The organism is Clostridium sp. AM25-23AC (assembly GCF_003435125.1).
In the GTDB taxonomy this organism is placed as follows: Bacteria; Bacillota; Clostridia; order Lachnospirales; family Lachnospiraceae; genus Pilosibacter; species Pilosibacter fragilis.
Map to the genome: position 1 here is coordinate 42,804 of NZ_QWGI01000012.1, position 21,578 is coordinate 64,381.

The following is a 21,578-nucleotide window of genomic DNA, read 5'->3' on the forward strand; positions in this document are numbered from 1 at the left end:
TCCTCCTCTTTTCAAATCATAACTCTATCATACATGAATTGCGAGAATATTTCAAGGATTCTTTCTGTACAGTAGTTAAAAATAAGTTACGATTCACGCTTTGCGCAAACAGTAATAAAAAAAAGGAACTATTTCATCTTAAAAGATGAAAAGTTCCTTATATTTGAGTTATGAAACTACATTCACCGGTGTTCCCTCAAGGAATCCCTTTACATTTCCGGCAAGGATGGAAACGAGGCGCTGTCTTGTCTCAAGTCCTTTCCAGCCCATATGCGGGGTGAGGATCACGTTGTCGAGGGTGTAGAGCGGGTTGTCGGCTTTCGGCGGCTCAGTTTCCTGGACGTCGAGGCCTGCGCCTGCGATCTGGTGCTTTTCAAGCGCTTCGATCAGAGCCGGTTCATCGATGAGAGCACCGCGGGAGGTGTTGATCAGGAAGGCGGTCGGCTTCATCAGCGCAAGAGTCTCTTTATTGATCATATGCTTTGTCTGCGGAGTTAACGGGCAGTGCAGGGAAACATAGTCACTGTTCTTTAAGACTGTCTCAAGATCCACATAGCGGATGCCGTCTTCGTCGGCTCTCGGTGTTCTTGTATACACGAGAATGTTCATATCAAGAGCTTTTGCAATCTTCATTACAGTCTTTCCGATATGTCCGGCACCGATGATTCCTAAAGTCTTTCCGTTTACCTCAACGTGCGGAACCTGGAGATTTTTCGTAAAGTTATCATGGTTTCCGTTTGCCAGCATTTTCATCTGGACCTGCATGGTGGAGCTTAAATTTAAGATCATCATGACCGCCGTGTGGGCTACGCGCTCGGAGCTGTATGCCGGGATATTGCAGACGGTGATCCCCTTCTCCCTTGCGGCATCAAGATCCAGATTGTTGTATCCGGTACCGGCCTCACAGATCAGCTTTACGGAAGCCGGAAATTTGCGGATCAGGTCACCGTTTACCGGCATCTCCTTTGTGACGATAATATCAGCTCCCTCAATGCGCTCTAAGAGCTGTTCTGGTGTGGTATCATCGTAGACGGTCACGTCGGAAGAGAGAACAGAAAAGTCGAGATTTCCGTCAAAGTTCATTTTTTTTGCGTTTAATACAACGGTCTTGTCGCTCATGGGTAAATCCTCCTGCGAAATTGATAATAAAAAATTGTACGTACCTTGGTGCTGTATTGTAACTGTTCAGCAGGTCTGCGCATTTACTGCGCTGACCGTAAAAAAACTTATATTATAATAGAAAGCAAAAATCCTATCGGCACCGCCGCTTTGGAATGGATTTTGCGCGTAACTGTGAGGTGCTGAACAGTTACGCTGTATTCATTATATAACGGTTTTTGAAATGTGACAATGAAGAGTTTGTGGTTATAGGTTATGATACATAGATGTATAAATAAAAAATGGAAAGAAATTTTCTATGCGTTTCCGTGATAGAGCAAGTTGAAGAGGTAAATGTTCAGACGAAAGGAAAGATCAACAAGGAATCGTTTGTCCTGCTCTAAATGAGTTTCCTTGAGAGATGCTTATTTTAACATAATAGTATGTTTGAACAAGTATTGGAAAAATAATAGCATATTATCGTATAATATGTACATCAAAAGACAATAAATGACATAAAAATAGTCATTTTAACGAAAACGCGTTTCGTAAGTGCTTATTAACAAAAAGACAATATGACAGATAGGAGAGTTGATTATGCAGAACGAACATGCAAAAGAATTAAGAAAAATTTTAAGTGAGACATCTTTTTTGACACTTCCGGGTGTATATGATTGCCTTTCTGCTAAGATTGCAGAGGAAGCAGGATTTCAGGCATTATTTCTTTCCGGTGGAGCACTTGCCTACAGTGTATTAGGACGCCCGGATTTTGGATTTTTGAGTCTGGCAGAATTTGGAACAGCGATCCAACATATTGTGTCTTCCGTTCATGCTCCGCTGATTGCAGATGCGGATAATGGATTTGGAAATGCAATTCAGGCTGCAAATACCGGAGCTATGTATGAGCAGCTTGGAGCGGCAGGACTTCAGATTGATGATAAAGTTCTTCCGGCCAATCATCCGGCTAAAAATGAGATCATCGATTGGGAGTTAATGGGACCCAAGATCAAAGCTGTGAGAACTGCAGTTTCTGATGACTTTGTGATCATCTACCGTACATGCGCAGAGTTGTATGATTTTGGTGTCGATGAAGCAATCAGAAGAATCAATCTTGCGAAGGAGTGCGGCGCCGATTATGCATATGTGGATGGAATCAAGTCCGTGGAGAATCTGGAAAAGATTTCCAGAGAAGCCAAAATTCCGCTTATGGTAAATCTGAATGAGAAAGGATTTGTCGGCGGACTTCCTACAGAGCAGGTCAAGGCATTAAATTACTGTATTGGTTTATTTCCAATCTCCGCCATGCTGGCAGCAGCGCAGGGAATGATTGATGTTCTTGGGGCATTGGCAGAACAGGGAACAACGCTTGCAGTGAGAGACAAAATGACAAATCCGCCAACGAAGATTCATCGCATGATGGGACAGTTTTCACTGGTAGAAAAGTATACACCATATTATAACGAATGAGGAGATATACAGGAGAAAAGCTGATTGCTCAGAAAGGAGTGTCTGAATGACATACCGAAACATCCAATACGCCCAAATGACAATCCAAAAAGATTGATGTAGTATTTGTGCATTATAGAGAAAAAATTTCCACTGTTTCACCGATGAAAAAGCGTTCGTTTCGTTTTACTGCATTTATCCACAGCATCCGATCCTCAAAAATCGAACCACACGATTTTTCGAAAAAATATACACTGGATTTGTGGATAGCAGTACAGAGCATCTGGAATTTCATGGAAATATCCCAGATGTTCTGTATTGTTATCCACCGTCATAATGACGAAAGGGAAACAGCCGCCAGGTGGCAGAAACTGTAAAAATCTGGTACAATGAACTCATGAAGAAAAGGAGTTCCTGCCATGGCGATCAAGTACACAGAAGAACAACTAAATAGCGTTGACAAGTCTATGCTGATCCAGATGTTTTTGAACCAGCAGGAGCAATTGGAAAAAGTCAGTGCCGATTCGTTCCTGATCATAAAGCAGATCCAGGCGATCTACCGGGAGGAAGGAAAACTCAAAGAACTTTCATCAAAAGAAAGACTTGTTCAGCGTCAGGTGGTTGTAAAACCACTGGTAGATGCTTTATTTGTGTACCTGAAACAACACGAAAATGAAGTCGGTACGGAAAAACTGAGGGAAGCTTTCATTTATGTATTAAATCAGGAAAAATACCTCCGGGTTTTCCTGACCGATGGGGATGTTCCAATGGACAATAATGCATCCGAGCGTGCGATCCGCGGATTCTGTGTCGGTAAGAAAAACTGGCAGATGATCGATACCATCAATGGTGCAAAATCATCCGATATCATTTACAGCATTGCAGAAACAGCAAAAGCGAATAATTTAAAGCCATATGAGTACTTTGAATATCTTCTGACAGAGATTCCGAAACATATGGATGATACAGACCGATCTTTCTTAGATGATCTGATCCCGTGGTCAAAAAATTTGCCGGAGAGTATTCGAAAACCAAAGAAGATCAATTAAGCCAAGCCGCAAAAGCGGCTTTTGACTGGTTCAGTACTTGCTATGGAGCGTTTAATTTTCGATATCATTTTGACATAAAGCAGGGCTGCCGTATTAGCAAATATTGCTAGGCGACAGCCCTCTTTTGGATGAAACTTATTTTCTATATATAATATGGAACAGGAGCAGCTTTGGGGGTGTTATTACCAAAACCAATTACACACCATAGCAAAAAAGTAAAAAATAGTAAGCAAATGATAACATATGTATACATTAGATATCGAAAGAATGATGTCCCTTTTCTTGTCATTAATAAAACACAACAAATGAAAAAGAAGAGACTTACAAGTCCAATAAAAACTGAATTAAAAAGGAGTGGTACTATTATGCTAATTAACCCTGTAATCATTTTGACTATACTCCTGTTTATTCAAAATAAATTACACCCTTATAAAGACTTCCCCCGTTAACCCACGTTGGAAAATCGTAGATTTCTTTTCCAGCCCAGTTAGAAGTTACCATTTTAGTCCCACTACCAGCGTCGTAAATACGTGTTACAGTAACCCAATGTTGTTCCAAATCAGGTATAGGCGAGTTCCATGTAAGCAACAGAACTGGCGATTCTTTATTTAAGCCCGTAGCAATATATTTTCTCACATTAACTTCTGACCATGCTGAAGAACTTCTAGTTGCCTTTAAATCCACCTTATGATTGGAAGCAAATTCCTCAGCTCTACTAATGAGCGAATCTACTGTAGGAATCCCCCAGACTGCTGGTGAAATAGTGTCATAGACCTCTTTTTGAAAAGCATTAAATTCTGATTTCGTAATACCAGATTTCGTATATAACCCTTTTGCATGTTATAAAAATTTCAAAGTAACTTCTACTTACTTTGTTACTAATAAGATAACACTCATTTTTATATTTTGACGACGGATGTAAGAAATACGAGTCTACAAGATATTTTCACTGAATCATCATCTTGCCACTTCCATTGTCATGCGAAAGGCTTTTCCAGAACGAGCCTTATTACATCATCTTCTATCTGAAAGAAAAACGGCATCCCCGGAGTCGCATTCTCATATGTTTCAATATACTTTTTGAACTCCTGCACATCTGTTGTGGTATATTCCTCCGGATACTCAGAATCGGAAAAGTCCCCGTTCCAATCAATAAAAGTATATACTGTCTGTGCATCCAGTTTCCATACAATAGTTTCCGTATCGGGATTGTATATATAATAGCCATCCGGCATATCATCTTCCGTAAGGTTCAACTCTCTTATCTTTTCCTCATTGTCATCTGTAATAAACTCTATCACATCAACCATTAAATTGTTTTCTGTCATCTCTTTCAGAAAAGCAGCAACATAGACCTTGCCATCCTCATCAGTAAATGTTGGATTGGAAACTTCGCCACTTTGCGGAACCTTTTTCCCTGTTGCAATTACTGAAATTGCAATGATGATTACAAGCAAGATAATTCCTGCCAATATGTAGATGCCTATTTTCTTATTTACATTTTTACTCATAATGTGATTTCTCCCTATTTTTTCATCAATTTCTTCTTTAATCCTATCTGGTGCATTTATATTTTCTGCCTCCTCTTTCACCGCTTTCCTTATCAACGCATCTACTTTTTCATCTTCATAATCACTAATCAACTTTTTCATGGTATCTCCTTCATATCACAAAGTGTAATTTTTTCTTCAAGATCTACACTTCCATCAATAGAAAGGATATTGGTATCTGATTCAACAACATTTTTCATCAGTACTGATGAATCGCTATCGTTTTGTGACGTCGCCATAGCTACAAATGTTGACATTACAGACAAAGAAATAATACTTAGTGCGGCAATAGAAGATTTAAAACACTTGTTTTTTATCATAGAATCACCTCATTTAGAATTTTTATTTAATATGTTACAATGATTTATGTATTCAATGGCATCATCTCCTCTTGTTAAATATAATTATCTAAAAACAATGGCGTTATTTTTAAATTATTCGTTTTATGTCTTGATATTATCATGGGGCGAGTGAATACACAATGCATTTTATCGATATGCAAGAAATCGTAAGAAAATATAAAACATATAAGCTACAAGATTTATAATTGAACTGGGTTATTTTTGATAGTCTGTTTATTTTTTTTCTTTAAAGTATAGTAATAAACGTAATCTCGATTTCTTTTGTCCAAACTGGGCTTAAATAATTTTCTAATCAATGCGGAGCAGCTTCTAGCAGACTTAGAGAAAGATGTCATTTCTACCTGTTGAATCCTCCACTGATTTTTCTGGCAAATCGGACGGAAAATAGCACCGTCATTTTGACGATAAGTCACAATGCTGAAGTTGAAGCGAAAATAGAAAAATCAGAGCTATTTGCGATTACTTATCCACATCCACGTAAACATCAAACCAGAATTACACGAATAAGTTTTTGCATCCACGAAAGCTTGTGGATAATTGCAAAAAGCCACATTTTTTCTAGTAAAAAAATTTTTTAATTTCGGCTTTTTAGACAAAAATCAGAAATCCTTCTTTTCTTTAGAAGGACGGATGACTTTTGGCTGGTCGATTGCAAGGCCTTCCATCAGCCAGCGGAATTCCTGCCTGGTTAAAAGCCTTGCTTCCGAAGCATTGCGTGGCCATTGGAAACGACCATTCTCATCCAGACGTTTCTGGTAGAGAACAAATCCATCTTTGTCATAATGGAGTGCTTTTAACTTCCGACTGTCCCTGCCGCAAAACAGATAGAGCGCGTTGGCATAAGGATCCAGCTTATAAGTATCGCGAATAATGGCCATCAATCCATCAAAGCTTTTTCGCATATCTGTCCGGCCGGTAATGATAAAAATCTTTGCTACGCCGGACAGTTCGCCTAACACAGTTGCTGCAGCGCTGCGATTGTGTTTCGAATCGTTTCGCAGGCTGCCGAATTCTGGATTTCCACAGAAAAACCAGAAAAGACCAAACGAATGGCCGGGGCGGAAACAGTGGTACGATCAGGAAGTTGCTCACCTACTGCAACCGTATCAGCACCAGAAAAATCAATTGCCACAACTTCATGCTGTTCCGGGCAGGAAGACATCGGATTATCTGGTATTTCACAAGCCATGCTTCGAAATCTCCGGATATGATAGTAAAAGTTGCTGCGTTGTATGTGATGTTGCTCACACCATGCTTTATCTGTAAGACCACTGGTGCGGCATTCCTGAATCAGCGCCATCCATTCCTGATCCGTACGTCTTGGGTGTCTTTGAACCATTCTTGCCCAACTCCATTCCTGTGTATTATGAGTGTGTTAGACAGGATGTGTCCAGATTTGAACCAAACTTGTCCACTGTCCAAACTCATTAGAATGATTGTTACACAGATCTTGGCTGATGAAAAGACGGCAGGTTATTCATCGCTTACAATCCAGGTAAAGATTTTATCCGCAAACGCAAACTTGATTTTAAGAAAATGATGCGTCTGATTATTTCCATGGAAAGCGGAAGTCTAAATCATGAACTTCTTAAATTTTTTGAGTATGATTCCTCGGTTCCTACCGGATCTGCTTTTTATCAACAACGTTCCAAACTTTCCGTTTCTGCATTCCGTCATCTTATCAAGGAATTTAACCTTAAATTCCCCTTAGAAAAATTTCGCGATAATTACTATGATATCTGGGCTGCTGTCCAGTCATGATCCTCCGACCAGATTCTGTAAACAGATCGCACGGACACGGCTGTGAGGACGATAACGGCACCGACGATAGCCATTTTTTCCGGAATTTCCAAGCACGAAGCGGATCCCAATAAGCGCGGACAGGAGAGCTGAGGCAGAAGGATCTCCGAAAGGCCGTAAGCAGGTCGGCGAAGCGGTGAATCGGAAAACTACGAAAAAATATCCTGGCGGGGAATTGAGACCACAAGAAAAAGCTGCCCGCGAGGGACAGCTTTTTCTTGTGTGATGGGTTTTCTATTTTCAGGTTTGTTAATGGGCTGTTTTACTGCGCTTTCCGCTGCAGTTTCGCAACGAGGGCGCTGGTCCTCTGACGGTAGTCGTCGAGTTCGGTGACGATTCCCATGAAAGAGGAGATAAGATCTAAGGAGGCGCGCAGAGAACTCTGCTCACCCTGTACGACTGCGCGTTTTGTGAGGCGCATAGCCTGCTGCGGCGCTGCCAGAAGCTTCTCCATATACTGCTCCACAAATGCGTCAAGCTCTGCATCCGGGACGCAGTGGGTAACGAGACCCATATCTGCGGCTTCTTTTCCCTTTAATGTGCGGGCTGTCCAGAACAGGTCTAAAGCTTTGTCCCGGCCGACGAGACGGGGCAGGAAATATGCTCCGCCGTCACCAGGTACAATTCCGGCATTAAAATAGCTTTCCGACATGGAAGCACTCTCCCCGGCGATCCGCACATCGCACATGAGAGCCATGTCAAGACCGGCACCGACTGCGGCACCATGGATCTTGGCAACCACCGGTTTATCGATTTCTTCTAAAAGAAGCGGAATTCTTTGGATTCCCTTCCAGAGTGAATTCTTTCTTGCGAGGGCTGTGGAGGAGATATCTTCATGACTTTCGAAGAATCCGTCACCGGCTGCCATTGCCTTGACGTCACCGCCTGCGCAGAACGCTTTTCCGTTTCCGGAAAGCAGAAGTGCATATACATCATCGTTGTCACGGACATCTTCCAACGCTTCTGTCCAGAGACGGATCATCTCCTCGCTGAAACAGTTGAGCTGCTTCGGACGATTCAGTGTGATGCGTGCAAGGTGGTTGTGTACTTCGTAGATCAAGTCTGCCATAGAATATCTCCTCCTCTATTTACTCTCTCAATATACCATATTGTGGAACTGATTTCATTATATGGAATTTCACACAGAATGTCAAGCCCTTGAAACTGGTTTTAACGTAAAATTTGCAAAAAAATATTGTCCAGAATCGAAAAATCCTGGACAATATCACAAAGCGAAAAAGTATTGCATTCTATATCACAATATGAAATTCTGTTACAGACGTAATGATTGAACCATCCGCACACTTGATTTACAGAGAGAGCAGCATCCACCCCGCCGCGCACATAATTATGAGAAATATGAGATTGTAAAGGGTGAATACCATCATGTACGTTCCTGACTTTGCTTCCGGAATCTCAGCGTAGGCCCGGTAGGAGATCACGCTTGCCATGGATGCGATCAGGGTTCCAAGACCGCCGACATTCACACCAAAAAGCAGAGGACGCACTGCACCGGTAAAGCCGGAGAGCAGGATCGCTGCGGGGACATTGCTGATGCACTGGCTTAAGAGAACACCTGCCGGAAATTCATGACCGGAGATCAGCTTCGTGAGGAGTCCGGAGATCGCAGGGATCCGTTCCATATTGCCGATAAAGATAAAAAAGCAGACGAATGTCAGGAGCAGAAAGTAGTCGACCCGGATAAACAACGAGCGGTCCTTTATGAGAACAGCGGCCAGGATGATGAAAAACATGATCGGCCAGGAATAGATCCGAACGACGCAGCCCAGACAGACGAGAAAAAGCGCCAGATAGAAGATCAGAGAAGTCTTCGTGGGACAGCCGTCCTGGTGAAGGGAGGTCCGGCTGAGGGTGATGGCTTTATTTTTCAGCAGAAAAACGGCAGCTACAAGCAGCAGGGCTGAGAGTACCGTTAACGGCAGCATGTATCCCACAAGCTCACCGGCAGAGAGACCAAAGGAAGAGTAGAGATACAGGTTCTGTGGATTCCCGATGGGTGTTGCCATACTGCCGAGGTTCGCGGCGATGGTCTGAAGGACGATCACAGGGATCATGAGTTCCGGAAGTCCAGCCATATTGAGGATCAGGATGGAAAACGGGACAAATGTGATCAGGGACACGTCGTTCGTGATCAGCATGCTGGAGAAAAAGCAGAGTGCTGTCAGGGTGAAGGCAAGCCGGCGTGTGGAATGCATTCCGGCGAGCAGGGATGATCCGAGATAACGGAACAGACCGATCTCCTTCAGCCCGGCGACCACCGTCATCAGGGAGAAGAGGAGTGCCAGAGTGCGGAAGTCAATGTAAGTCAGATACTCCGGTGACGGAGCGACAAAAAACATGGAGAGGACCGCCAGAACCGCTGCCGCGGAAAGGACTGGTTCTTTTTTTATGAATGACATGGATCGATTTCCTTCCTTATATAAATATCATGCATGCGGCAGAAGACAGAAAAACTGTATACAAAGTGCCGCCCTGCAATTCAAGTCGAACATCCGAAAGACCTGGCGCGTGATTCTGGTCAGCGAAGCTGACAAATCCTATCAGAGTCACTGCGTATCCTCGCGGGATAGGAACAACCGTGTTACTGTACACGGGTAGGAATTTTCTGAACTGAAAATTCCGTACAATACAGTGGTGGTAGTGGATTTTGCCGATTTGGAATGCGAAGCATCGGCAAAATCAGTTACTGTTTGCGCAAGGCGTGAACAGTAACCAACCGCAAAACTTCTGTAATTATTATAAACAGTGGCTTTACGAATGTAAAGAAGAAGAGTATACTGTACATGTTTGGTCATTGCACACAGGTAGGAATTTTCTGACCTGAAAATTCCGTACAATACAGTGGTGGCAGTGGATTTTGCCGATTTGGAATGCGAAGCATCGGCAAAATCAGTTACTGTTTGGGCTTCTTTCATGCCCGTATAGACAATGATGTCAGAATAATGGAAAGCGGCAGCTCTGGATGAAAATTCCTGGGTGCCGCTAATTTACGCGGAATGGCAGCGCATAAACAGGACAGGATGTCTGCTGTTTCTGTTTGAGGGAGGAATATTATGGGGAACAACAAGTTTTCAATCGCCAGTGTTGGAAACCGGCGGGCATTCCGGGATGGAGCCCGGGACGGGGTGCCGATCGCGCTCGGGTATTTTGCGGTATCTTTTTCACTGGGAATCGTGGCGCGGAATGTCGGGATGACACCGATTCAGGGAATGATCACAAGCGCACTCTGCAACGCGTCCGCAGGGGAATACGCGGGCTTTACGATGATCGCCGCGGGGGCAGCGTATATTGAGATGGCGATCGTGACACTGATCGCGAACGCGAGATATTTACTGATGAGCTGTGCCATGAGCCAGAGAATGGATCCGGATATGCCGTTTTTCCACAGGCTTCTCATGGCATTTGATATTACCGATGAGCTGTTCGGAATTACGATTGCAAGACCGGGCTGCTTAAATCCCTGGTATATGTACGGGGCAATCGCATTAGCACTTCCCGGCTGGGCTGTCGGAACAGCCCTCGGTGCGCTGGCAGGTAATCTGATGCCGTGGCGTCTTGTGAGCGCCTTCAGCGTGGCACTCTACGGAATGTTCCTTGCGATCATAATTCCACCGGCGAGAAAGAGCCGCATCCTTGCAGGGCTCATCGCCATCAGCTTCGCGGCAAGCTACCTTGCGGAGCATCTGCCGGGGATCTCATCGATCTCCAGCGGCACGAGAACGATCATTCTGACTGTTGTGCTCTCATCCGCAGCAGCGATTCTCTTCCCGCATCCGGCAGAGGACAGCGCGGCTGATACTTCCAAGGAAACAACGGAAGAAACTCATGTCCATTCTGCAGACGCGGCAAAACAGGGCGCTTAAAAGAAAAAGAAGTTTTTGAAAATTGTCTTGTTAAATTAAGAAGGAACACAGAAAAAACATGGAAAAGAATATTTATCTCTATATTGCGGTGATGGCGGGTGTCTCTTACATGATCCGTGTCCTGCCGCTCACATTGATCCGGAAACCGATCAAAAATCAGTTTATCCAGTCATTCTTATATTACGTCCCATATGTGACGTTAGCTGTTATGACGTTTCCGGCGATCCTCTCCGCCACAAACAGTACGGTGTCGGCGGCGCTGGCGCTGGTCATCGGAATCATCGCGGCATGGTGCGGAAGAAGTCTCCTGTCCGTTGCGGTGATCTGCTGCGCGATGGTATTCATTACGGAATTTTTCTTAGTGTAGTAAAAATACATAAAACACATATATTAAATAAAACAAAAGCAGTTTCGGTATCTGATCATCCATCAATCAAATGACCGTGCTGCTTTTTTACTTTATAGAAGACCGATTACGGCATTCTCGCAGGGCGTGAAAAACCAAGAAAAAAAAGCAGTACATGGCGCAGAAAAACGGAATGCGGCGGTATCCCAGACCAATGCTTTAACGTTGTAAAATAAATGAGATAAAATCCCATTGTCTGAAATTTCACAATACGAAATATATTCCATTTTGGCAAAAATGCTGATTTTCTACGCGGAAATTTGGCAATTATTTGGAAGAATCGTACTTGTATTTGTGCGGGAAAGTTGTTATAATCAGTAGCCGTGTTGAGCGAAAAAAAAGAGTAATGGCTCATAAAAGCTGATTACATGGAGGTTTACCCATGAAGAAATTATTTGCATTCTGCGCAGGACTTCTGGCGGTCTTAAACCAGACTGCAGTTACAGCGCTTGCGGCAGAACCAGAGGCTGCCGGGGCGGCAGCACAGACGCCGTTATGGCTTTGTATTCCATTTGCAGGACTCCTGCTCTGCATCGCGGTCCTTCCGCTTGTGAAAGCAGAGTGGTGGGAGGCGCACCAGCCGCATGCGGTCGTGTTCTGGTCCCTGCTGTTCCTGATCCCGTTCGCCGTGAAGTACGGTGTGCCGAAGGCAGCGGAGACGACACTGGAATGTATCATAAACGACTACCTGACATTCATCGTCCTTCTTTTTGGATTGTTCTGTGTGTCCGGTAATATTACCCTGTCAGGTGATCTCGCTGGTTCCCCGAGGATCAATGTGGGACTTCTGGCACTCGGAACCCTGTTATCCAGCTGGATCGGAACCACCGGTGCCAGTATGTTAATGATCCGTCCGATCATCAAGATGAACGCGTGGAGAAAGAGAAGACGCCACATCGTGATCTTCTTTATCTTTATGGTGTCCAACATGGGCGGCTGCCTGACTCCGATCGGAGATCCGCCTCTGCTCATGGGATTCATGCGGGGCGTCCCGTTCTTCTGGAGCTTAAAGCTTTTACCGATCCTGATCTTCAATATGATCATCCTGCTGTTCATCTTCTATCATTTTGATATGAAGGCATATAGAAAAGATATCGCGGCAGGCTTAAAGCCGGATATCAGCAAACCTGGTACTGAGGTGAAGATCCGCGGCAGCCACAACCTGATCTTTATCATTATGATCGTGATCGCCGTTATCTTAAGCGGTACCCTGCCGTCCATGCCGATGTTTCAGGATGCCGCAGGAAATGTCCTCGGGATTCATGTATTCGGAGAAGTTACATTATCCTATCCGGCGATCATTGAGTGTGTGATCATCCTTGTATCCGCATTTCTGTCCTTTAAGACGACGGATGGATCGATCCGCCGAGAGAACCACTTTACCTGGGGCGCGATCCACGAGGTCGCAGTTCTCTTCGTCGGTATCTTTATCACGATGCAGCCGGCGCTTATGATCTTAAAGGCAAACGGAGCGGAGCTTGGGATCACAGAACCGTTTGAGATGTTCTGGGCGACCGGTCTGTTATCCAGCTTCCTCGACAATACGCCGACCTATCTGGTATTCCTGACAACAGCAGGCGCCTTAGGATTGTCACAGGGCATGGTGACGGCCCTCGGAACCGTTCCGGTCAAGATGCTGGAAGCGATCTCCTGTGGTGCTGTATTTATGGGCGCGAATACATATATCGGTAACGCGCCGAACTTCATGGTCAAATCCATTGCGGATGAGAACGGTATCCGGATGCCTTCATTCTTCGGATATCTGATCTGGTCCTTTGGAATTCTTGTTCCGGTATTCATTGTGGATACTCTGGTATTCTTTTTATAGGAAGGGGGAGGAAATATGGCTGCAACGAAAGAAGAAATCAAAGAACTGGCAGAACATATCTACGATCTGGACGCGGAGGTCTATGTCCACCTGGGTTCCTCCCTGGGACGTGTTTTCAACCGTGACAGAGAGCGCTGTGTGAATGAGCTCACAGAGCTTCTGACCACAAGACCGCAGGGACATTTAGTCCGCAGCGAGCTTGGATTGATCGCGAACATGGCCCGTACCATCGAGGATAAAGAAGAACGCGCGATGTGTATGACCGAGTACAACCGCATCCTCAATGAGGTCATGAGCCTTCCGACAAGCTTCGCCAGCGGCGATGTGATCGACCCGATCCTCGCGAAGTTAAACAGCTTCAACGTAGCGAACCGTTTCTCCAACGACGACCATCTGATTATCTGCATCAGCTGGACATACGGAAGCGGCGGAATCGATGTCGGCTTCAAGCTTGCGGATAAGCTTCATATTAACTACTACGATGCCGATATTTTCGCGGCAGTATTAAAACGCCTCGACGCGGAGAAAGATAAGACGATCCGTGACGCGGCGGGATATGCCCACGTCTCTGAGGAACTGCAGCAGAGTCCGGCGAGCGAGTTTGAGGCAGTGACCCATATGTCCCTGAAGGATCATATCAAATATTTCAGCCGTTACCACGGCCTGAACCGTCAGGATGCCGTCTTCTTCAACCAGAGCGATCTGATCTGTGATATGGCGAAAAAGGAAGACTTTATTATCATGGGCCGCTGTGCCGATGCGATCTTAACGAACAACGGTATTCCGCATATCAGTATCTATATCACTGCACCGATCGAGCAGAGGATCCAGCGCGCGATCGAGGTAAACTCCGGATTAGACCGGAAAAAAGCGCGCCATTTCCTGAAAAAACTTGACAAAAAACATGCGCATTATTACAATTTTTATACCGGAAGAAGCTGGGGAAACGCGAATAACTATGATCTATGCATCAACAGCGCAAGCTACGGAATTGACGGTACTGTCGATTTTATTCTGAGAATGATCGGTCACGATAAGGATAAGAAAAAATCGGAATGATCCCCAAATGAAATGTGCTGCCGGCCTGTTTGCCGGACATGACAAATTATGATTTTGATGCCTGGCTGATATCAGTCAGGCATTTTTATGTAAAAAGAAAGGATCAACAGCATGCAGCTCGATATGACAAAAGGAAAACCGCTGCCGGTGATTTTGCAATTTACGATTCCATTGGTGATCGGAAATATCTTTCAGCAGCTTTATAATATGGCGGACACGATCATCGTCGGCCGCTGCGTCGGTGCCGGGGCGCTGGCGGCGGTCGGCTCCACCGGAACGATCATGTTTCTGGCGACCGGCTTTGCTCAGGGAATCACTGCCGGTTTTTCGATCCTTACCGCCCAACGGTATGGGGCAGGGGATGAAAAAGGTGTGAAACGCAGCGTGGCAAACGGAATGATCCTGGCGGTGATCGCAGCGGTCATCCTGACACTGGTCTGTGTGGCGATCATGAACCCGCTTTTGCACCTGATGAATACGCCGTCAGATATCTTTCAGGATGCCTACACGTATATCATGGGAATCAGCGTCGGACTCACGGCAAATATCTTCTACAACCTGTTTTCCTCCTATCTGCGGGCGGTGGGAAACAGTCAGATCCCACTCTTTTTCCTGATATTTTCCGCCTGCCTGAACGTGGGTCTGGATCTGCTTTTTATCATCCGCGGCGGCATGGGTGTGGCAGGAGCAGCCTGGGCGACAAATCTGTCCCAGGCGATCTCGGCGGTGCTCTGCGCGGGATATATCTGGGTGAAGGTTCCATCCTTAAAGCCGGAGAGGGAACACTGGAAGATCCACGGAAGCGACACGAGAAACCAGCTTGCGGCCGGGATTCCCATGGCGTTTCAGTTCGCGATCACAGCGTCGGGAACCATGATCATGCAGTCCGCTATCAACCTCTTCGGTTCCGTGGCAGTTGCGGCTTACACAGCTGCGGCGAAGCTCCAGAGTCTCGTGATCCAGGGCATGATCGCCATGGGACAGACGATGGCGACCTACGGCGGACAGAACTACGGATGCGGGGATGTAAAGCGGATCAAGGCAGGGGTAAAGGCAGCGCTTCTCGCGGAGTTTGTGTATTCCGTCACAGTAGCATTACTCATGTGTGCGCTGCTCAGACCATGTCTCGGACTTTTCTTTACCGGGGACGTGGATATTTCAGCGATGATGCCGTGGGCGGAGACTTACTGCTATATGACTGCGATGTTTTTCCTGCCGCTCTGCACGATCTTTATTTTCCGCAATATCATGCAGGGCTGCGGATATGGCTTTCTGCCGATGATGGGAGGTGTATCGGAGCTCATCGCGAGACTGATTGTCTCCATGGCGGCGATGAAGCTTTTGAGCTATCCGCTCGCCTGTTTCGCCGATCCGGCGGCATGGATCGCAGCGGCGGTATTTACGGGTGTCTCGTATCTCTTTGTGATAAAAAAGATCGGGAGAGAGCTTAAGGAAAAGACAACTTAGGTTCCTGAGACTGGTGATGTGACACATGGCTATCTGTGGTTTTTACTTGCGGGAATTTCCCTCACTGGTCTTCTTGCACGGATACTCGGAAAGGAGCACTCTGACAGAAGGAGAAAGAGCTGATGGCAGAAGGAAAGAAGAAACAGAAAAAAAGCCCATGGTGGTACAAATTAGGAATCCTGGTGTTCGGCGCGGTGTTCTGCGTCTCCGCCTTTATGGCGGGCCGGGATTACCTGGCGGCCAAAAAGGAAGCGGACGCGTTCGACAGCCTGAGTAAGCTGGCGGCGGATTACGCGGAGGAAAAAGCTCCGACAGATCTGACGGAGAGTGCCGGGGAGACAACGGATCAGGAGAAAGCGGCGGAGTGGGCAGAACTCTTAAAGGAGGCTGCCGGATACGCGGCGCTTAAGAATGAGAATCCCGATTACGTCGGTTGGATCAGAATCCCGGATACAAGGATCGATTACCCGGTGGTGGACCGGGAGTCTGATCCGGAATATTACCTCCACAGGGCCTTTGATGGTTCCAAGTCATTTGGCGGAACCCCGTTTCTCGGCGAGGCATCCGGCGTGGACACGAAGTGTCTGATCATCTATGGGCACAACATGAAAAACGGGTCCATATTCGGAACCCTTGATTCCTACAAAAAGGCTGATTACTGGAAAGAACATCCGCTCGTCCGTTTTTACGTCGACGGAGAACCGCGGACTTATGAGGTCTTTGCGGCGGTGGAGACGCAGGTGCTCTATGAAGATGAGGATGGATTCCGGTATTACCGCTACGACGGGGATATTCCGGAGGAGGAATACGATGAGCTGGTGAACTGGCTCAGAGGACATTCCGACTACGACACGGAGATCGTCCCGGAGTATGAGGATCAGATCCTGATGCTGTCCACATGCAGCTACCATACGAAAAATGGACGGTTTGTGGTGGCGGCGAGACGGGTTGCGGAGCCGTAAATATAAGCTGCTATCGCGCAGGTCCGCGATCAATGGGATGCGGGCCGTGCAGGGAAAAGAAAAATGCCTTCTGGGTGGAAACTCAGGGGCATTTTGCTGCTGATCCGGAAAAACGCTTGACAGGGCAGGTGGCCTGGGGTATCCTCGACCTAAGACAGATCCGGATTCGGAGAAAGGAAGATGAGCTATGGCAGAGAAGATTTTGATCGTTGTGGATATGCAGAAGGATTTTGTGAACGGAAGTCTCGGCAGCAAGGACGCGGAGGCGATCGTCCCGGCTGTTGTAAAGAAGGCAAAAGAGTTTGATGGGGACCTGATCTTTACGAAGGACACACATTTCGAGAATTATATGGACACCCAGGAGGGACATTTCCTTCCGGTTCCCCACTGTATGAAAGGAACCGACGGATGGAACCTGATCCCGGAGCTTGAAAAGATTTTCGTGGAGCGCGACGCGGCGATGTATGAGAAGATCACCTTCGGATGTCCGGAGTTAGCGGAAGACCTTCTTGAGAGAAATAAGAAGACACCGATCGAGTCCATCGAGCTTGTGGGACTCTGTACGGATATCTGTGTGGTTTCAAACGCACTCCTCATCAAAGCGTTCCTCCCGGAGACCCCGGTCTTCGTGGATTCCGCATGTGCGGCAGGTGTGACGAGGGAAAGACATGAGGCGGCTTTAGAGACCATGAGAAGCTGTCAGATCGTGGTGAAGTAAGAAAATTAAAGATTTAGAGTGAAATGATGTGCAGATATGGAGATCCTTTTATGGAGGGGACCTATATCTGCACATTTTTGTATATAGGAAAATTCGAGGAATGCATTGCTATATCAGAGGACGATAACGTATCGGGAATACGCATCTGCGCGAAAATACAGACTGCTGCGGCGCGGGAATGCGTTGAGATATAGGATAGGAATCTTGCCCGCATAAATTCTCAAATTCTGTAATAAGATGGTAAAAATATCATCGAGGGGCAACCCTATGAAGGAATATATTGAAGAACGGGCGATCCAGATCGCGAACTATATTATTGACGAGAATGCGACGGTGAGACAGACGGCGAAACGGTTTGGAATCTCAAAGAGCACGGTACACAAGGATGTGACGGATCGTCTGATCCATATCGATCCGTCCCTGGCGGCACAGGCGAGAGTGGTTCTGGATATCAACAAGGCGGAGCGGCATATCCGCGGCGGGCTTGCGACGAAGGAGAAGTACGAGCATGAACATCAGCTGCAGGCCTGCAGCAGGGTGGAGATGTGAGAGGGAAACTGCTGCGGATTGCCGCGGATATTTTGAGAGAAAAAATCTCAGTATCGACAAAAGGTCTGAAAACTGTGGAAAAATCCGATTGAATTTTCGAAATACATGCGATAGAATGGGAGCAGGACTGTTTCTGCAAGGGGAAAACCGGAAAAGATTCCTTCCGGAACAGTCTTATCAGAGGCAGAAAAAGTGACATGAAAGAAACGAACGGAGGAATAAATCATGAGCAAAATAGAGGCAATGATCGAGAAAGTTAAAGCACTTATCAACGCGCCGTCCTGCTGTGCGGAGGCAAAGGAAGCTGCAAACAAATGGCTTGAAGCCGTCAATACAGAGAAACAGGACGAGGCAGCAAAGGCGCTGATCGAGGAGATCGCGGCAGATATTATCCCGATCGACGGCCTGATCGCTTTTGCGGGATCTGAGGATGGGAAGAAGATCTTTGGAGAGGAAAAGGCAGCAGGAATCGAGGCTCACGCGAAGAAGATCAAGGCAGAGGGCGCGAGATTCTGCGACTGTCCGGCATGCACAGCTGTTGCTGCAATCTTAGCTGACAAAGCAGACCTCTATGCACCGACATACAGCCTCACATGGACTGTTACCGATGACATGACCGCAAAACGCATCGGCAGCGCCGGTTCCAAGATCCTCTCCACCCCGAACATGGTGGCTCTTATGGAGGACGCAGCCCTGGAGCTTGCGAAATCCTACCTCGAAGAGGGACAGACGACCGTCGGCGCGGAGATCCACTGCCGCCACCTGGCACCGACACCGGTGGGAATGAAAGTGACAGCTACCGCGAAGCTCCGCAGCATCGAGAGAAGAAAGCTCTGGTTCGACATTGAAGTGAACGATGAAAAAGGCAAGTGCGGAGAAGGTTCCCACCTGCGCGTTATCGTAAACTCCAAGGCGATGAGTGAGAAGGCGGAGAAGAAAGCAGAATAATCCGACAGCAAAGGAGAAGAGACACATGGGAAAACACACCATCGATCCGCAGATCAGCGCGGAACACCTCGCGGGCGCGGTCCGCTTCGCAACCGTATCAAACGCGGACAATTCACTGACTGACTACACAAAATTTGACGCGTTCCACGAGTATTTAAAGGAAACATACCCGTTAGTACATAAACACCTGACCCTGGAACATACCGGACAGGCAGGACTTCTCTATCACTGGAAAGGAACCGGAAAATCCGGTGCCGCGCCGCTTCTCTTAATGGCGCATCAGGACGTTGTCCCGGAAGGCGACCTTGAAAAGTGGACATATCCGCCATACTCCGGAACCATCGCCGATGGAAAGATCTGGGGCCGCGGATCCAGTGACTGCAAGAGCAACCTGATCGGACAGCTGGAAGCCGTTGAGGCACTTCTGGAAAAAGGCTACGAGCCGGACTATGACCTTTACCTTTCCTACGGATACATGGAGGAGGTCGCAGGTGGAAAGATCCCGGCGGAGACACTCCGCGGAACCGGCATCCGCTTCGGCGCCGTCCTTGACGAAGGCGGCGGAGTCCGCGCGGGAAGTGATTACGGAATCGACGATAAGGGACTCTGCACCATTGGTCTCTGCGAAAAAGGATATGTGGACTTTGAACTCTCCTACACCGCAAAAGGCGGACACTCCAGCCGCCCGGGCGAGAATTTTGCGACGACCATGATTGCAAAGGCACTGATCGCGATCCAGGAGAATCCGATGCCATATCGCGTGACGGATACGATCCGATGCCGCTTCGAGGTCCTTGCGCCGTATATGGCGAAGGAAAATCCGGAGCTGGCAAAGCTGCTTGAGAAACCGGATGAGAATCTGGAAAAGCTTGTTCCGTACTTTAAGAAAGATCCGGCCCTCGACGCGATGTTCCACACCACCGTCGTTCCGACGATGCTTTCCGGATCTGCCCAGGCGAACATTCTTCCGGCGAAGGTCACCGCAGTTGTAAACAGCCGTATCCTCACGGGAGATACCGTTGAGAGCGTAAAGAAACACCTGGAAGACATTGTGCCGGATGAGGTGGAAGTGCGCGTTCTCAAAGGCAGCACCGCGTCTCCGACATCCCTGTACGACGGAGCCATCAAAGACCTTCTCGTTGAGATCAGCGGTAAGATCTATGGCGATGCGATCCCGTGTCCGGAGATGATGCTCGGCGGAACAGACGCGAGATACGTCTACGACCTCAGCGACCGCGTATACCGCTTCTCAACGATCTACGCGCGAGACGACCATCATGTCCATGCAGCGAACGAGTTCACAGGAGTAGAAGAGCTGGCGGACAGCATCGACTTCTATATGGAACTGCTGACCAGATATGGGGAGACAGCGAAATAATTATATGAAAATCTTTTAAGCTGACCAAAACAAACTCAGAGCCAGGGATATAAGTCTCTGGCTCTTTCTGATTATTATTAATCTAAATAACTTTTCATTGCCTTTAAGGCATTTTTTTCCAGACGGGACACCTGCGCCTGACTAATTCCAACTTCCCCCGCAACCTCCGTCTGCGTCTTCCCCTCAAAAAATCTCATATCAATAATCCGCCTCTCCCTGACCGGCAGCCTCTTCATCGCCTCACTCAGAGAAAGCTGCTCCACCCAATTCTCCTCCCGGTTCTTTTTATCACTGATCTGATCCATCACACAAAGCGGATCCCCACCATCCGTATAAACCGGCTCATAAAGACTCACCGGACTCTGGATCGCATCCATCGCATAGGTGATCTCCTCTTTCGAGATCCCCACCTCATCCGCAATCTCCATGATCGTAGGTTCCCGCAGATTCTTCTTCGTGAGAAGCTCCCGCGCTGAAAGCGCTTTATAAGCCGTATCCCTGAGTGACCTGCTCACCCGGATCGAATTATTATCTCTCAGATACCGCCGCACCTCCCCCAGGATCATCGGCACCGCATAAGTTGAAAACTTCACATTCTGCGACAGATCAAAATTATCGATGGCCTTGATAAGCCCGATGCACCCGATCTGAAACAAGTCATCCAGATTCTCACTGCTCCCTGAAAACCTCTGGATCACACTTAGAACAAGCCTCAGATTCCCCTTAATATATGTTTCTCTTGCGTCCGTATCTCCATTCTGGATCCGTCTGAAAAGGTCGGTTTTTTCCTCATTCGTCAGAAGCGGGAGTTTAGAAGTATTCACCCCGCAGATCTCAACCTTATATCCTGCCATGACAAGAACCTCCGCAAATTATTTTCATAGAAAAATGATTTACGAAAACAGGACAGTTTATACATGAAAAAAACGGGAGCTATTTCCTGAGAATTATTCCTGATTTTGACATCTTATGCGGAATTTTGACATCTTGTGCAGAAAGAATTGCGGGTGGAACAGAAAAACGTATAATAAAATCAACTATGAACCGTGGAACGGTCTGAAAATTTACAAGTAT

Annotated in this window: 20 protein-coding genes; 12 read left to right on the forward strand and 8 right to left on the reverse strand. The window is 46.8% G+C overall.

Annotation, left to right across the window (positions count from 1 at the left end):
- Positions 1–168 precede the first annotated feature (168 nt).
- Entirely contained in the window at positions 169–1,119 is a 951-nt protein-coding gene (locus DW677_RS08875) for an NAD(P)-dependent oxidoreductase (protein WP_015552710.1), read from the reverse strand.
- A 576-nt stretch (positions 1,120–1,695) separates the two neighbouring features.
- Here DW677_RS08875 and DW677_RS08880 point away from each other — a divergent pair.
- Both DW677_RS08880 and DW677_RS08885 read left to right on the forward strand, forming a co-directional pair.
- On the forward strand, positions 1,696–2,565 hold the full coding sequence (locus tag DW677_RS08880; RefSeq protein WP_117472226.1) for an isocitrate lyase/phosphoenolpyruvate mutase family protein: 870 nt from the start codon (positions 1,696–1,698) through the stop codon (positions 2,563–2,565).
- Between the two features lie 398 nt (positions 2,566–2,963).
- On the forward strand, positions 2,964–3,593 hold the full coding sequence (locus DW677_RS08885; protein WP_015552708.1) for a transposase: 630 nt from the start codon (positions 2,964–2,966) through the stop codon (positions 3,591–3,593).
- Between the two features lie 977 nt (positions 3,594–4,570).
- Here the strand turns inward: DW677_RS08885 and DW677_RS08895 are convergent.
- The 6 genes from DW677_RS08895 to DW677_RS08925 all read right to left on the reverse strand — a co-directional run bounded on the left by DW677_RS08895 (position 4,571) and on the right by DW677_RS08925 (position 9,725).
- Positions 4,571–5,245: a hypothetical protein gene (locus DW677_RS08895; protein WP_117470088.1), complete on the reverse strand. Its 675-nt coding sequence runs from the start codon at positions 5,243–5,245 to the stop codon at positions 4,571–4,573.
- A complete protein-coding gene (locus DW677_RS08900) occupies positions 5,242–5,463 on the reverse strand; it encodes a hypothetical protein (RefSeq protein WP_117470087.1) in 222 nt (73 codons plus the stop codon). Before DW677_RS08900 ends, DW677_RS08895 begins: the two co-directional genes overlap by 4 nt.
- Before the next feature lie 641 nt (positions 5,464–6,104).
- A complete protein-coding gene (tnpB, locus tag DW677_RS08905) occupies positions 6,105–6,464 on the reverse strand; it encodes an IS66 family insertion sequence element accessory protein TnpB (RefSeq protein ID WP_147324196.1) in 360 nt (119 codons plus the stop codon).
- Positions 6,458–6,694 (reverse strand): hypothetical protein, encoded by a 237-nt coding sequence (locus DW677_RS08910; protein ID WP_015552662.1) that lies wholly within the window; start codon positions 6,692–6,694, stop codon positions 6,458–6,460. Before DW677_RS08910 ends, tnpB begins: the two co-directional genes overlap by 7 nt.
- A gap of 873 nt (positions 6,695–7,567) precedes the next feature.
- Complete coding sequence (locus DW677_RS08920) at positions 7,568–8,374, reverse strand: enoyl-CoA hydratase-related protein (RefSeq protein ID WP_117472230.1); 807 nt, start codon at positions 8,372–8,374, stop codon at positions 7,568–7,570.
- Positions 8,375–8,615: 241 nt separating this feature from the next.
- A complete protein-coding gene (locus DW677_RS08925) occupies positions 8,616–9,725 on the reverse strand; it encodes an SLC13 family permease (RefSeq protein WP_117472232.1) in 1,110 nt (369 codons plus the stop codon).
- 654 nt (positions 9,726–10,379) lie between these two features.
- Between DW677_RS08925 and DW677_RS08930 the strand changes: the two genes are divergently transcribed.
- From DW677_RS08930 to DW677_RS08985, 10 genes are all read left to right on the forward strand, one after another.
- Complete coding sequence (locus DW677_RS08930) at positions 10,380–11,189, forward strand: AzlC family ABC transporter permease (RefSeq protein ID WP_117470084.1); 810 nt, start codon at positions 10,380–10,382, stop codon at positions 11,187–11,189.
- 58 nt (positions 11,190–11,247) lie between these two features.
- Complete coding sequence (locus DW677_RS08935; protein WP_117470083.1) at positions 11,248–11,556, forward strand: AzlD domain-containing protein; 309 nt, start codon at positions 11,248–11,250, stop codon at positions 11,554–11,556.
- Between the two features lie 421 nt (positions 11,557–11,977).
- Positions 11,978–13,423: a sodium:proton antiporter gene (locus tag DW677_RS08940; RefSeq protein WP_117470082.1), complete on the forward strand. Its 1,446-nt coding sequence runs from the start codon at positions 11,978–11,980 to the stop codon at positions 13,421–13,423.
- Positions 13,424–13,438: 15 nt separating this feature from the next.
- Positions 13,439–14,482 carry a cytidylate kinase-like family protein gene (locus tag DW677_RS08945; RefSeq protein ID WP_117472234.1) on the forward strand — a complete coding sequence of 348 codons (1,044 nt, stop codon included), beginning with the start codon at positions 13,439–13,441 and terminating at the stop codon, positions 14,480–14,482.
- Between the two features lie 123 nt (positions 14,483–14,605).
- Positions 14,606–15,949 (forward strand): MATE family efflux transporter, encoded by a 1,344-nt coding sequence (locus tag DW677_RS08950; protein ID WP_347473110.1) that lies wholly within the window; start codon positions 14,606–14,608, stop codon positions 15,947–15,949.
- Between the two features lie 122 nt (positions 15,950–16,071).
- A complete protein-coding gene (locus tag DW677_RS08955; protein WP_117472238.1) occupies positions 16,072–16,911 on the forward strand; it encodes a class B sortase in 840 nt (279 codons plus the stop codon).
- Between the two features lie 187 nt (positions 16,912–17,098).
- On the forward strand, positions 17,099–17,629 hold the full coding sequence (locus DW677_RS08960) for an isochorismatase family cysteine hydrolase (RefSeq protein WP_015552652.1): 531 nt from the start codon (positions 17,099–17,101) through the stop codon (positions 17,627–17,629).
- 267 nt (positions 17,630–17,896) lie between these two features.
- Positions 17,897–18,178 (forward strand): sporulation transcriptional regulator SpoIIID, encoded by a 282-nt coding sequence (gene spoIIID / locus DW677_RS08965; protein ID WP_015552650.1) that lies wholly within the window; start codon positions 17,897–17,899, stop codon positions 18,176–18,178.
- A gap of 225 nt (positions 18,179–18,403) precedes the next feature.
- Positions 18,404–19,126 (forward strand): thioesterase family protein, encoded by a 723-nt coding sequence (locus DW677_RS19185; RefSeq protein ID WP_347465903.1) that lies wholly within the window; start codon positions 18,404–18,406, stop codon positions 19,124–19,126.
- A 25-nt stretch (positions 19,127–19,151) separates the two neighbouring features.
- The gene (locus DW677_RS08985) at positions 19,152–20,504 is read left to right on the forward strand and encodes a M20/M25/M40 family metallo-hydrolase (protein WP_117472240.1); all 1,353 of its coding nucleotides are present in this window, start codon (positions 19,152–19,154) and stop codon (positions 20,502–20,504) included.
- 77 nt (positions 20,505–20,581) lie between these two features.
- On the opposite strand, the gene sigG is transcribed toward DW677_RS08985, so the two are convergent.
- Complete coding sequence (sigG, locus tag DW677_RS08990) at positions 20,582–21,358, reverse strand: RNA polymerase sporulation sigma factor SigG (protein WP_117472242.1); 777 nt, start codon at positions 21,356–21,358, stop codon at positions 20,582–20,584.
- Between the last annotated feature and the right edge of the window lie 220 nt (positions 21,359–21,578).